Here is a 12743-nt window from a genome sequence, read left to right on the forward strand (position 1 = left end):
GCACCGGTTGCTATCGAGCCGCGGGCTCAGATCAGAACGCGGCCTCGTCCAGCTCCATGATGTCGTTGTCCAGGTTCGACAGGATGGCGCGGGTGGCGGTCAGCTCCGGCAGCACGTTGCGCGCGAAGAACTGCGCGGTGGCGACCTTGCCGGTGTAGAACGCCTCGGTGGAACCGTTGTCCAGGGCCTTGATGGCGACCTCGGCGTGGTGCAGCAGCTGCCAGCCGATGAGCAGATCGCCGACGGCCATCAGGAAGCGGACCGAACCCAGGCCGACCTTGTACAGCTCCTTCGGGTCCTGCTGGGCGCCCATCAGGTGCCCGGTCAGGGTGGCGGCCATGGCCTGCACATCCTCGAGGGCGGTGGCGAGCAGCTTGCGCTCGGCCTTGAGCCGGCCGTTGCCGCCCTCGCGCTCGATGAACTTCTGCACCTGGCCGGCCACGTGGGCCAGCGCCACACCGCGGTCGCGGGCGATCTTGCGGAAGAAGAAGTCCTGCGCCTGGATGGCGGTGGTGCCCTCGTACAGCGAGTCGATCTTGGCGTCGCGGATGTACTGCTCGATCGGGTAGTCCTGCAGGAAGCCGGAGCCACCGAAGGTCTGCAGCGAATCGGTCAGGTACTGGTAGGCGCGCTCGGAACCGACACCCTTGACGATCGGCAGCAGCAGATCGTTGACGCGGAACGCCAGATCCTTGTCCGCGCCCGAAACCAGTTCGGCCACATCGGCGTTCTGGTGCGCGGCGGTGTACAGGTAGATGGCGCGCAGGCCCTCGGCGTACGCCTTCTGCATGGCCAGCGAGCGACGCACGTCCGGGTGGTGGGTGATGGTCACGCGGGGCGCGGCCTTATCGGTCATCTGGGTCAGGTCGGCGCCCTGGACGCGGATCTTGGCGTAGTCCAGCGCGTTCAGGTAACCGGTCGACAGGGTCGCGATGGCCTTGGTGCCCACCATCATTCGAGCGTTCTCGATGACGTCGAACATCTGCGCGATGCCGTTGTGCACCTCGCCGACCAGCCAGCCCTTGGCGGGCACGCCGTGGCCGCCGAAGGTGACCTCACAGGTGGCCGAAACCTTGATGCCCATCTTGTGCTCGACGTTCGTCACGAAGACGCCGTTGCGCTCGCCGAGGGTCTCGGTCTCGAAGTCGAAGTGGAACTTCGGTACGTAGAACAGGGACAGGCCCTTGGTGCCCGGTCCGGCGCCCTCGGGGCGAGCCAGCACCAGGTGCATGATGTTCTCGAACAGGTCGTCGGAGTCGCCCGAGGTGATGAAGCGCTTCACGCCCTCGATGTGCCAGGTGCCGTCTTCCTGCTTGACGGCCTTGGTGCGGCCCGCGCCGACATCGGAACCGGCGTCCGGCTCGGTGAGCACCATGGTGGCGCCCCAGTTGCGGTCGGCGATCGCCTGAGCCCACTTCTTCTGCTCATCGGTGCCGTTGTTGTAGAAGACCTGCGCGAAACCCGCACCGGCGGCGTACATCTGGGCCGGGGGGTTGGCGCCGAGGATCATTTCGCCGAGCGCCCAGGTGAGGGCGGACGGGGCGCCGAGGCCACCGAGCTCCTCGCGGACGCCGACCTTGGCCCAGCCGCCGTCCTCGAGGGCGCGGTAGGACTTCTTGAAGGATTCGGGGAGAGTGACCGTGTGGGTGGCCGGGTCGAAGGTCGGCGGGTTGCGGTCGCCGTCCTCGAAGGAGTCGGCGAGCGGGCCCTCGGCCAGGCGACGGACCTCGTTCAGCATTTCCTTGGCGGTCTCGGTGTCGAGGTCGCCGTAGGCGCCGCCGTCCAGGAGGGAACCGAGGCCGAGCACCTCGAAGAGGTTGAACTCGAGGTCGCGGACATTGCTCTTGTAGTGACCCATGGTCGTACTCACTCTCCATTGAGATGGGTGCGGTTCGGTTATGCCGTTCCCGCCCGTTGGTCCACCGAGTAGACACCGTAAAGCTAGCGCTACTGACGGGTAACTTAAGCGCCATGTTACCCATCGGTAAGGGGCGTCTCAAGACGATCGAGGCCAATGTGATGAAAGGCACCCGCGCCGCTCAGGGGCCGCATCCCGGCCGAACCGGCGGTACAGCCGAACCCGCTGATCAGCGCCCGGAGCGCCGCGCGAATTCACAGCCGCCGAATCGCTAGCGTGAGGCGGTGCGCATCGAAACCAGTGCCGGTCCCGCCGAGATCGACATCGCGCGACCCGCGCGGAAACCGCCCGTGTTCCTGCTGGTGCTGACGCACGGCTCCGGCGGCGGCGTCGACGCGAAAGACCTCCTTGCCGTGCGTGATTCGGCTCTGGAGGCGAATGGCGCGGTGGTGCTGGTGACCCAGCCCTATCGGGTGGCGGGCCGACGCGCCCCGGGCAAGGCCGAAGTACAGGACACCGCCTGGCTGGAAATCATCGCCGCGGTGCGCAAGAAGTTCCGCGGCGTCCCGCTGATCCAGGGCGGCCGCAGCAATGGTGCGCGCGTCGCCTGCCGCACCGCCCGCGAGGCGAAGGCCAAGGGCGTTGTCGCACTGTCATTTCCGCTGCACCCACCCGGTAAGCCGGAGAAGTCCCGCCGCGAGGAACTCCTCGACGTCGGCAATATCCCGGTGGTGGTCGTCAATGGAGCCCGCGACCCCTTCGGCATCCCCGATCCCGCCGATGCCACCGAGGTGAAAGTGATTCCCGGACAGGCGCATTCCTACCGCGCGGGCTTCGACGAAATCGCCGGTACAGTCACCCCGTGGCTGCTGCGCTGGACCGCATAGCCCCAGTCATCCCGGCATGTTTTTGGCCGGGATCCACACTCGGGGTTGCCGCAGCCAGTTCAGTGGATTCCGGCCAAAAGCACGCCGGAATGACGGAGAAGGTCAGTCGTCGGCCGGTGTAGGCGCTTCGAGCGCGAGTGTTTCCGCGACCCCATCGGCGGACAGGGCCGGGGCCGGTTCTTCCGGAATGGGTTTGGTGGCCACCACCAGGGCGTCGATGGCGTCGCGTTCCTCGGTGGGGCGGTGCACGCGGTCCGCCACCCGGATGCGCAGTTCGTCGGCGGTGGGGGCGAGATCGTCGACGATATCGTTCGGGGTGAAGGTCAGGGCCGGATCCTGCTCGCCGCCATAGCCTTCGGTGAGGTTGAGGGTGTCATTGCCGAGTACGAGCAGCGTGCCGCCGGGGGAGAGCAGGTCGGCGGCGCTCAGCAGCAGGGCGCGGCGGTCGGCGGCGGGCAGGTGCACGAAGGCCAGCAGGATCAGCTCGTACGGTCCGGTGAGTCCGGCGGCGCGGAGTTCGGTCACATCGGCGAAATGCCAGGCGATACGCCCGCGCACCGAGCGCGAAAGTCGCGAGGCCACCGTGCGCCCCTTGTCGATTCCTGCCTGCGCGAAATCGACGGCGTCGACCTGCCACCCGTGCGTGGCCAGCCACAGCGCGTTGCGCCCCTCGCCACAGCCCAGGTCCAGCACCCGGGGCAGTTCGGGCCGCGGCTCGCCGACCCCGAATCCGGTCAGCGGCAGTCGCCGTTCCAGCCCGAACACCTGCTCGACCACGGTGTCGTTCGGCGGTGCGCCCCACACCAACTCGGTGGTCGAGTAGTGCCTGTCCCAGCCGTCGGCATCCATGCCCCAGAGTCTAGAAGCTGACCCGAAACACACCTCGGCCGCGAACACTGCTGTGTTCGCGGCCGAGTTTTCAGCTGCCCCTCGCTAGAGGGTGGTGTGCATGAGGATCACGTTGTACTGGCTGTGCACGGTGGTGAGGAAGTAGAGATCGCGCCCGGTTTGGTACGGGAAGATCGACGGCGCGTACGCGGTGGGGAGTTCGCGGGTGTCGATCAGGATCTCGGGTCCGCTCCACGGGCCTTCCGGATTCGGCGCCCGGTACATGACCACCGAATTCCACGGGTCCGTGGTGAGCATGATGTATTGCCCGAGATAGTCGTTCCACTGCACCGACATCTCGGCGATGCCGCCGCCGATGACCGGCGTGGCCCCGTCGACGTCACCGCGCTTCCACTGGTCGCCGACCCAGTATTCGTATGCGCCGAGGTCGCCGATGGCCGCCTCGGGCACGCGTGCCACGAATGCCGGATTATTGCGACCCGACGCGGTGCCGTATTCGTAGACGAAGCCGCCGTTCTTGACGAACGAGTTCATCTGGAAGTTGGCGTTGCCGTGATCGTCCGGGCGGCGGGTGGCGGGCAGTTCCACCCAGTTCTCGCCGTTGTCGCCGGAGACCGCGAGACCGGAGAAGTTGGTGGTCCACTGGCCGACGTCGTCCCAGCTCTGCACGGACATCAGGCTCATGAACTGGGTGCCGCCGACCGAGATCGCGGCGGTGGGGATGCGGCTGATCTCCAGGAACGGGATCTTCGGGCTGGGGATGAGATCGCGTGCCTGGCCGAAGATATCGCGCACGACGCTGTCGAAGTAGATGCCGTTCGCGGGATTCTGCGTATGCGAGCGGACCAGAATATTGGAGCGCCAGGCCCAGGTGCTGCCGACCAGCAGATTGGGGAAGCCGAGCCCGGCGGTGTCACCGAAGGTGGTGAGCATTTCGCCGCCGCCGTTGTCCCACATGATGCCGAGGTCGGTGCCGAGCACGTTGTAGGACTGGGTGTTGTTGGGGCTCTGCATACCGGTGACCTGGAAGACCGCTTTGGTCCGGCCCGGCAGCTGGGGTAGCCCATTGGTGCCGTTGAGCACCGGAATCGGATTGATGGCATTGGGATTGGCTGCGGCCGGGCCGGTCACGGTCAGGAGCAAGGCCGAAGCACCTGCTATCGCGGACAGCAGCACGGAGGCGGACTTGGTCAATGCGTGGTCCTCCGGTTCTCGCCGAAAATCATGCGCGACCACACGATATGTGACGGACCGCACAAGTTGTTCGGCTCGCTGGCAAAGTGTGAAAATGCTAACAGCGGAACTGGGGCTTGCGGGACAGCTATCGGGATTGTTTGCCGTGAATTGGCTTACCAGTCTTGATTAGAGCATCGATTTGGGTTTGAACTGCGCAGATGTGGATACCGGCGCGTCGTCGCAGCTACCGATTGCGGCTGAACGCAACGCGATAGCCGCTCGGTGTCAGCCCATTCCGGCGGAGCAAATGTTGGCGCAACGACTCGGCCGTGCCGAGCCCGGACTGCCGTGCGACCTCCTCGATGGACAGCCCGGTCGCCTCCAGCAACTCTCTGGCACGATCCACCCGCTGGTGCAGCAGCCACTGCAATGGGCTCGCGCCGGTCTCCTCCCGGAACCGCCGGGTGAGGGTGCGGGTGCTGACATTCGCGTGCGCCGCGAGGTCGCGCAGCGCGAGCCGCTGCTCCAATCGCCCCAGCGCCCATTCCCGGGTCGCGGCAAGGGAAGTGCCGGTCTCGGGCGGCAGTGGCGTCTCGATGAATTGGGCTTGGCCACCCGGCCGGAAGGGCGCCGTCACGGCGAGCCGGGCGACCGCGTTGGCGGCGACCGCACCGTAGTCGGCGCGAATCATGTGCAGGCACAGGTCGATTCCGGCGGCGAGTCCGGCGGAGGTGAGGATCAGGCCGTCGTCGACGAACAGCACATCGGGTCGCAGATCCACCGCGGGAAAGCGTTCGCGCAGCTCATCGGAGAACAGCCAGTAGGTGGTGGCGGGGCGGCCGTCCAGCAGTCCGGCCTGGGCCAGCACGAACGCGCCCGTGCAGATGGAGGCGATGCGTTTGCCTTGGCGCGCAGCGGTTCCGAGCACTTCCAGGACGCGCGGATCGCCTTCGGCGCGGGCTCCGGTCCCGGTCACGATGAGGGTGTCCGCCGTCGCCGCCGCGTCCAATCCCCGCTCGATCACCACGGGTGTGCCGTTGTAGCCGGGCACAATGCCCGGATCGGGCGTGCACAGCGTCACCTCGTATCCGGGCGCGCCGTCGATCACGGTGGCGGGGAAGACCACTTCCGGAATCGACAGGTCGAAAGTGGTCACCGGGGGTACGGCGAGAACCGCGATCCTGTGCATGGCTCGATCCTTGGGATATCTGGCATTCCGGCCACTACCGTACCCGGATCCGGCTCGGCACAGTGGATTCCGGGCCGCCGCACGGGTGGCCGACGGGAGAGGAATTCCGATGTCACTGCATGTCGTCGCAGGTGCCGGGGGTACCGGAGGCCGTACCGCGCTGGAACTCGCCGCGGCGGGGGAACGGGTCCGGCTGGTGAGCCGCCGCGGCCTCGGACCGGCGCATCCGCGCATCGAATTGGCGGTGGGCGACACCACCGACGCGGACCGGATGACCGAATTGGCCACGGGCGCGGTGAGTCTGATCAACACCACCTGGCCCGCCTACGATCGCTGGCCCGCCGAATTCCCGCCGATCGGCGCGGCGCTGCTCACCGCCGCCGAGCGGACCGGCGCGGGTTATGTGGCACTGAGCAACACCTACGGCTACGGGCGGGTGGACGGCCCGTTCACCGAGGACCTGCCGATGGCCCCGATCGCGGTGAAAGGCGCTGTGCGAGCGCGGATGTGGCTGGACGCACTGGACGCGCACGCGGCGGGCCGGGCGCGGGTGACCGAGGTGCGGGCGGCCGCGTTCCTGGGCCGCGAGGCCGCCACCTCGGTGTACAACATGTTCGTGGTGCCGAAACTGCTTGCCGGTGAGCCGGTTTCGTACCCCGGCGATCTCGATGTCGCGAAATCCTGGTCGTACGTGGGGGATGTGGCCCGGACGCTGGCCGCGGCCGCTCGTTCCGAGATCGCCTGGGGTCGGGCCTGGCATGTGCCGTCCAACCGGATATCGGTGCGCGAGTTGACCACTCGGATCGCCGCGGCGGCCGGGACCGGAATCCCGGAATTCGTGCCGATGACCCGGCACGAGCTGGCCTGGGCCGGGCTGGAGAATCCGATCGTCGCCGAGATGATCGAGATGTATTACGCCCTGGAACATCCCGACGTACTGGACGCGACGGTGACGGAGCGCGCGCTGGGGCTCACCGTCACCCCGATCGAGGCGGTGATCGCCGAAACGATCACCCTGCCGATCGCCGCCTGAGTCGCTATTCGGCCTTACCGCTCCTGCCGAGGGCCTGGCGGATGATCAAGGGCAGCTGGGTGGCGCGCTCGATGGCCAGGGTGCGCCGCACCGAGGACTGCCAGCTGCGGTCGAAGAGCTTCTTGGCGCTCGCGACGGCGTGCGGGGAGCGGGTGGCGATGCGGTCGGCGAGCTTCTCGGCGGCGGCCAGCGGATCCGCGCTCACCTCGGTGACCAGGCCGATGCGTTCGGCGTAGGCGGCGTCGACCGGATCGGCGGTCATGGTGAGCAGCAGCGCCTTGTCGATGCCGATCAGGCGGGACAGGGTGGCCGCACCGGTCATATCCGGGATGAGACCGTGCTTGGCCTCCATCACCGAGAACTCGGAATCCGGTGTGACGAAACGGAAGTCGGCGGCCAGCGCGATCTGCAATCCGCCGCCGTAGCAGCGGCCGTGCACGACGGCGATGACCGGCTGCGGCAGGCGTCGCCACGCCCAGCAGGCTTCCTGGAAGTCATTGGTGCCGGTCCACGGCAGCGGTACGAATGAGCGCACCACCTCCAGCGGATTGCTCATGGCCTTGGCGACGTCCAGACCGGAGGAGAAGCTCGGGCCGTTGCCGGAGAGGATGACCGCGCGAATATCCTCGCGCCCGCCGATGGTGCGGGCGACGCGGGCGAGTTCGCGGAGCATATCGATGGTGAGGCCATTGTGCTTGTCCGGCCGGTCCAGGGCGACGTAGGCGCGGTCGCCTTCGAAACGCAGGGAGACGTTGTTGCTCATGGTCTTTCCTCTTCGGCTGCTCGTTGGTCAGTCCAGCTGATCCAGCAGGAGCCGGGCGCAGCCGGCCGGATCGTCGTAGAACGGGGTATGTCCGCTGCCGTGCAACGTGACATGCCGCGCGCCCGGCAGTACCTCGCGGGCGCGCCGGGCCTGGGTGGCGTACGTGAGCAGAATGTCACGATTGCCCCAGGCGATGGTGACCGGGATGCTGTCCAGCCGGGTGCGGTCGGGCAGCCGGAAATCGGTGAACGAGGCCAGCGCGGCGTCGAAGCCGCCCGCGCCGAGCAGGCCCTCGACGGTGCCGAGGGCAATTGCCGGGTCCAGTGCCCACGGCTTACCGAACACCAGGCTCAGGAAGGTGGTCCGGCCCGCGGCATTGCCGAGCAGGGCCGGGACCGCCGGACCCAGCACCTTGGTGAGCTGTTTGGCGCGACCGAGCGCCTGCTGACACCAGACGCGGCCGACGGTGTCCCAGAATCCGATGGGGGAGTAGGCGGTGACCGAGCGGGCCAGTCCGCGCGCGGCCAGGTCGAGAATGATGCCGCCGCCCATGGAATTGCCTGCCAGGTGCGGGTTTTCGATGCCTTCGGCGGCGAGGAATTCGACCAGGGCGTCGGCGAGGGTGGAGACCGTGGTGTCCGCGAGCGGTGCGCTGCCGCCGAATCCGGGCAGATCCACCGCGATCACATCGAAGGATTCCGCGAGGGTCTCGATGATCGGTTCCCACACCTGCCAGCGGCTGCCGACGCCGTGCACGAGGACCAGCGGGTCGCCGCTGCCCGCGCGGTGGTGGTTCAGCTTGGTCATGCACCCGACCCTAACAGTCGTTGACCGTGTGCCAATTGAGCTTTTCGGCCCTCGAACAGCCCTTCCTTCCCGGTCGGGCGACGGTACGATAAAAGGTATGGCAACCCGTAAGGTGACCCTCTCACTCGATGAGGCGTCCTGGGCGTATGCCGAGCAGGCCGCGGCCCGCGCGGGTATATCGCCCTCCGCATGGATATCGCGCGCCGCGCGCCGGGAGGCCGTGCGCACCGGCTGCGGTCCCGGTTTCGATCCGGTGCAGCAGGCCGTCGACGACGAAGCGGAATTGGCCGCCGCCGAGAAGGAGCTGCGTGCGCAGGGGTGAACTCTGGGTTTATCACCCGCACGGTTCCGAACGAGTTCGCAATATCCTGCTGATCAGCAGCGACGGCATCAATGAATCGCCGCGGCCGTGGCTGATCGCGGCCGAGGTGATGGACGAGGACCCGCGCGACATCCTCGCGGTGCCGATTCCCGGGTACGGCTGGGTGCACGCGGGCAATCTCGGTCGCATCTACCGGGGCTGGCTGGAACAGCGGGTGGATGCCGTGGATACCGAGACCGCCGAGCGAATCGACACAGCGCTGCGCGCCGCCATGGATCTGTGAGATCGTTCCTGCGGTCCAACCACATTGATTCGTGAGAAGTGAGGAACCCGTGCGGATTTCCCTGATCGCCGCCGCGCTCGTCGCCCTGCCGCTGCTGGCGGGCTGCGGTAGTGATGACAAGCCTGCGGCAGTCACCCAGGACGACATCTCCAAGTCGCTGCAGAACGGCGGCCTCAAGGATGCCAAGCTGGCCGACTGCGCGGCGAAACTCTTTGTGAACGAGGGGATTTCGCAGGACGGTCTGCGGCTCATGATCAAGAGCGACAGTAAGAGCGCCACCGGCACCGACCCGGAATCGCTCGGCATGTCCGGCGCGGACGCCGATAAGGCGCGCTCGGCCACCAATAAAATCGTCAGCGAGTGCCTGAAGAGCAACTAGTCCTGCGTTTTTGGCGTTTCGCTAGCCGATCGTAAGCGCCTGCGCGCACTCTCGGGTGACGGCGAACCCCCCGCCGCCCGAGAGATCGAGGAATGCGATGAGGAAATCCGTAATCGCGGCAGCGCTGCTCGCGCTGCCCCTGCTCGCCGCGTGCAGCACCAACGACAGCACCTCCGCCAATCTGGTGACCGCCAGCTCCGCCCCCGCGGCAGCGGTGACCACCACCGCGGCCCCCGGCGGCAGCACCACCGCGACCACCTCACCCGCCAAGTCGGGCGCGCCCACCACCTCGGGTGCGGCCACCCCCGGCGGCTCCGGCCTGACCGCCGCGCAGATCTCGAAGTCCCTGCAGGACAAGGGCGGCCTGGACACCAAGACCGCCGACTGCATCGCCGGCGTCTACGTCGATACCGGCCTGTCCGACAGCGGCATCCAGAAACTCATCGACCACGGCTACACCAACCCGGCCACCCTCAACCTCACCTCCGAGGACTTCCGCAAGGCCGGCACCGCCGTCAAACGCATCACCACCGAATGCGTGAAGTAGTCGTCAACGGCGAATAACCCTCAGCGCCAGGGCAGTTCGACGGGTTCGCCGGGCAGGTCCCCGGCCAGCAGCCGGGTGAGCAGGGCCGCCAGACCGAGTGGGAACACTCGGTCCGGGGTCCGTTCGAGTTCGGCCAGCGGCCACCAGCGGTGCCCGGACAGCGCGGTGCGCTCGACCTCCTGATGTCCGGAGATGTCCACGCTGGTGGACGCGGTGCGAACCAGGAAATAGGAATCGACGGCGTCGTAGACCACACCCTCGGACGAGGTCCACTGTCCGGCGGAGACCGCCACCACCGGGCTCAGGCGGGTGGGGTCGATGCGCTGCCCGGTTTCCTCGAACAGTTCGCGAATCGCACCGTCGGGGAGCGATTCGCCCGGGTCGAGTCCGCCGCCGGGGGTGAGCCAGCCGACCTTCTCCTCGAACGGTTCGGGTGGGGCGAAACGGAACAGCAGCACCCGGTCGTCGGGATCGAGCAGGATGACTCGCGCGGTGGCCCGTGGGATTCCCATGATCAGATCCTAGGAATGAGAAAGATCCCCCGCCAAAGGATTTCGGCGGGGGATCTTCATTTGAGCCGATGACGGGAATCGAACCCGCGCTACCTGCTTGGGAAGCAGGAGTTCTACCATTGAACTACATCGGCATGATGCTTTCGCGACTCTATCAGACCCCTCCCGGCCACAGCCAACCCTGGGAGTCGGGGCCGTGTCCGGGGGCGGCGCGCCGGGGTGGGTGATCGTTTTGCGCGAACCGCAGGGTTTTGTACGGGGGCGGTCGTAGACTGTCTCGCAGGGTCGAAAGCCTGTCCACCACAGTGACTTTGGGTTGCGCTGAACGTTTGCTGGCGCGTGCGTCCGTGCTCCCATGGGGGTGACGTATGACCACGGTGCCATCGCGGGATATCTCGCAACTGGAGGCCGTGCGGCCTTCCACCCGGCGGCGCGAGCCCAAGGGATCATTCCTCTGGAAAGCGCTCACGACCACCGATCCCAAGGTGCTCGGGATCCTCTATCTGTTCTCGGCCATGTCGTTCTTCCTGATCGCGGGCGTGATGGCGCTGCTGATGCGGGCGGAGCTGGCGCGGCCCGGACTGCAATTCCTCTCGCCGGAACAGTTCAACCAGCTGTTCACCATGCACGGCACCATCATGCTGCTGTTCTACGCGACCCCGATCGTGTTCGGGTTCGCGAACGCGGTGCTGCCGCTGCAGATCGGCGCGCCCGATGTGGCGTTCCCGCGGTTGAACGCGCTCAGCTACTGGCTGTACCTGTTCGGCGCGACCATGGCGACGGCCGGATTCATCACCCCGGGCGGCGCGGCGGACTTCGGCTGGACGGCGTACACGCCGCTCTCGGACATCGTGCACGCGCCGGGCGTCGGCGCGGACCTGTGGATCATGGGCCTGGCGGTCTCGGGTGTCGGCACCATTCTGGGCGGCGTCAATATGATCACCACGGTGGTCTGCCTGCGCTGCCCGGGGATGACCATGTTTCGCATGCCCATCTTCACCTGGAACATTCTGGTGACGAGTGTGCTTGTGCTGCTTGCCTTTCCGATTCTCACCGCGGCGCTGATGGCGCTCGAGGTGGACCGGCACCTGGGTGCGCACATCTACGATCCGGCCAATGGCGGTGCGATCCTGTGGCAGCACCTGTTCTGGTTCTTCGGCCATCCCGAGGTGTACATCATCGCGCTGCCGTTCTTCGGCATCGTCACCGAGATCTTCCCGGTGTTCAGCCGCAAACCGCTGTTCGGTTACACCACACTGGTTTACGCGACACTGGCCATCGCGGCGCTGTCGGTGGCGGTGTGGGCGCATCACATGTACGCGACCGGATCGGTGCTGCTGCCGTTCTTCTCCGCGATGACCTTCCTGATCGCGGTGCCGACGGGCGTGAAGTTCTTCAATTGGATCGGCACCATGTGGCGCGGGCAATTGACCTTCGAGACACCCATGCTGTGGTCCATCGGCTTCCTGGTGACGTTCCTGTTCGGCGGTCTGTCGGGTGTCGTGCTGGCCAGCCCGCCGCTGGACTTCCACGTGTCGGACTCGTATTTCGTTGTGGCGCACTTCCATTACGTGCTGTTCGGCACCATCGTGTTCGCCACCTTCGCGGGTATCTACTTCTGGTTCCCGAAGATGACCGGCCGCATGATGGACGAGCGCCTGGGCAAACTGCATTTCTGGACCACGTTCATCGGTTTCCATACCACCTTCCTGGTGCAGCACTGGCTGGGCAACGAGGGCATGCCGCGCCGCTACGCCGACTATCTGCCGAGCGACGGCTTCACCACGCTGAACACCATCTCGACCATCGGCTCCTTCATCCTCGGGCTGTCGATGATCACGTTCGTCTGGAATGTCTTCAAGAGCTATCGCTTCGGCGAGGTGGCGACCGTCGATGATCCGTGGGGCTACGGCAATTCCCTGGAATGGGCGACCACCTGCCCGCCGCCCCGGCACAACTTCTACGAACTACCGCGCGTGCGCTCGGAACGACCCGCCTTCGAACTGCACTATCCGCACATGGTGGAGCGCATGCGGGCCGAGGCGCATTCGAGCTGGCCGCTACCCGCCCGGCAGCACGTCGTCGAACTCGCCGAGACCCCGACGGACGAGGTGCGGGACAGCGACAACTAGTCTCTT

Annotated in this window: 14 protein-coding genes and 1 tRNA gene; 7 read left to right on the forward strand and 8 right to left on the reverse strand. The window is 66.7% G+C overall.

The features are described 5' to 3' along the window. Positions 1 to 31: 31 nt before the first annotated feature. Positions 32 to 1858: an acyl-CoA dehydrogenase gene (locus ACFVUS_RS22670; RefSeq protein ID WP_387770138.1), complete on the reverse strand. Its 1827-nt coding sequence runs from the start codon at positions 1856 to 1858 to the stop codon at positions 32 to 34. Between the two features lie 284 nt (positions 1859 to 2142). On the opposite strand from ACFVUS_RS22670, the gene ACFVUS_RS22675 reads away from it, so the two are divergent. Further along, positions 2143 to 2745, forward strand: a complete 603-nt coding sequence (locus ACFVUS_RS22675; RefSeq protein WP_387769413.1) for an alpha/beta family hydrolase — start codon at positions 2143 to 2145, stop codon at positions 2743 to 2745. Positions 2746 to 2847: 102 nt separating this feature from the next. On the opposite strand, the gene ACFVUS_RS22680 is transcribed toward ACFVUS_RS22675, so the two are convergent. The 3 genes from ACFVUS_RS22680 to ACFVUS_RS22690 all read right to left on the reverse strand — a co-directional run bounded on the left by ACFVUS_RS22680 (position 2848) and on the right by ACFVUS_RS22690 (position 5959). Then, a complete protein-coding gene (locus tag ACFVUS_RS22680; RefSeq protein ID WP_387769416.1) occupies positions 2848 to 3594 on the reverse strand; it encodes a class I SAM-dependent methyltransferase in 747 nt (248 codons plus the stop codon). Positions 3595 to 3678: 84 nt separating this feature from the next. Further along, positions 3679 to 4788 (reverse strand): DUF4185 domain-containing protein, encoded by a 1110-nt coding sequence (locus ACFVUS_RS22685; protein WP_387769419.1) that lies wholly within the window; start codon positions 4786 to 4788, stop codon positions 3679 to 3681. A gap of 226 nt (positions 4789 to 5014) precedes the next feature. Beyond that, positions 5015 to 5959 carry a GlxA family transcriptional regulator gene (locus tag ACFVUS_RS22690; protein WP_387769422.1) on the reverse strand — a complete coding sequence of 315 codons (945 nt, stop codon included), beginning with the start codon at positions 5957 to 5959 and terminating at the stop codon, positions 5015 to 5017. 109 nt (positions 5960 to 6068) lie between these two features. Here ACFVUS_RS22690 and ACFVUS_RS22695 point away from each other — a divergent pair, with 109 nt between their 5' ends. Then, positions 6069 to 6992: an NAD-dependent epimerase/dehydratase family protein gene (locus ACFVUS_RS22695; RefSeq protein WP_387769425.1), complete on the forward strand. Its 924-nt coding sequence runs from the start codon at positions 6069 to 6071 to the stop codon at positions 6990 to 6992. Between the two features lie 4 nt (positions 6993 to 6996). Here ACFVUS_RS22695 and ACFVUS_RS22700 read toward each other — a convergent pair whose 3' ends face one another. Beyond that, positions 6997 to 7755: a crotonase/enoyl-CoA hydratase family protein gene (locus ACFVUS_RS22700; protein WP_387769428.1), complete on the reverse strand. Its 759-nt coding sequence runs from the start codon at positions 7753 to 7755 to the stop codon at positions 6997 to 6999. A gap of 27 nt (positions 7756 to 7782) precedes the next feature. Further along, positions 7783 to 8562, reverse strand: coding sequence for an alpha/beta fold hydrolase (locus tag ACFVUS_RS22705; RefSeq protein WP_387769431.1), 780 nt, complete (start codon positions 8560 to 8562; stop codon positions 7783 to 7785). Positions 8563 to 8659: 97 nt separating this feature from the next. Here ACFVUS_RS22705 and ACFVUS_RS22710 point away from each other — a divergent pair, with 97 nt between their 5' ends. The 4 genes from ACFVUS_RS22710 to ACFVUS_RS22725 all read left to right on the forward strand — a co-directional run bounded on the left by ACFVUS_RS22710 (position 8660) and on the right by ACFVUS_RS22725 (position 10093). Next, positions 8660 to 8884, forward strand: coding sequence for a hypothetical protein (locus ACFVUS_RS22710; RefSeq protein WP_364636354.1), 225 nt, complete (start codon positions 8660 to 8662; stop codon positions 8882 to 8884). Then, positions 8871 to 9167 carry a hypothetical protein gene (locus tag ACFVUS_RS22715; RefSeq protein WP_387769434.1) on the forward strand — a complete coding sequence of 99 codons (297 nt, stop codon included), beginning with the start codon at positions 8871 to 8873 and terminating at the stop codon, positions 9165 to 9167. Before ACFVUS_RS22710 ends, ACFVUS_RS22715 begins: the two co-directional genes overlap by 14 nt. 49 nt (positions 9168 to 9216) lie before the next feature. Beyond that, positions 9217 to 9546, forward strand: coding sequence for a hypothetical protein (locus tag ACFVUS_RS22720; RefSeq protein WP_387769437.1), 330 nt, complete (start codon positions 9217 to 9219; stop codon positions 9544 to 9546). 97 nt (positions 9547 to 9643) lie between these two features. Further along, a complete protein-coding gene (locus ACFVUS_RS22725) occupies positions 9644 to 10093 on the forward strand; it encodes a hypothetical protein (RefSeq protein ID WP_387769440.1) in 450 nt (149 codons plus the stop codon). Positions 10094 to 10113: 20 nt separating this feature from the next. On the opposite strand, the gene ACFVUS_RS22730 is transcribed toward ACFVUS_RS22725, so the two are convergent. Both ACFVUS_RS22730 and ACFVUS_RS22735 read right to left on the reverse strand, forming a co-directional pair. Continuing rightward, positions 10114 to 10605 carry an NUDIX hydrolase gene (locus tag ACFVUS_RS22730; protein WP_387769443.1) on the reverse strand — a complete coding sequence of 164 codons (492 nt, stop codon included), beginning with the start codon at positions 10603 to 10605 and terminating at the stop codon, positions 10114 to 10116. Between the two features lie 63 nt (positions 10606 to 10668). Next, positions 10669 to 10739 (reverse strand) — tRNA-Gly (locus ACFVUS_RS22735). Between the two features lie 234 nt (positions 10740 to 10973). On the opposite strand from ACFVUS_RS22735, the gene ctaD reads away from it, so the two are divergent. Further along, positions 10974 to 12737: a cytochrome c oxidase subunit I gene (gene ctaD, locus ACFVUS_RS22740; protein WP_387769446.1), complete on the forward strand. Its 1764-nt coding sequence runs from the start codon at positions 10974 to 10976 to the stop codon at positions 12735 to 12737. Positions 12738 to 12743 lie beyond the last annotated feature (6 nt).

The organism is Nocardia sp. NPDC058058 (assembly GCF_042885355.1).
Classification (GTDB): Bacteria; Actinomycetota; Actinomycetes; order Mycobacteriales; family Mycobacteriaceae; genus Nocardia.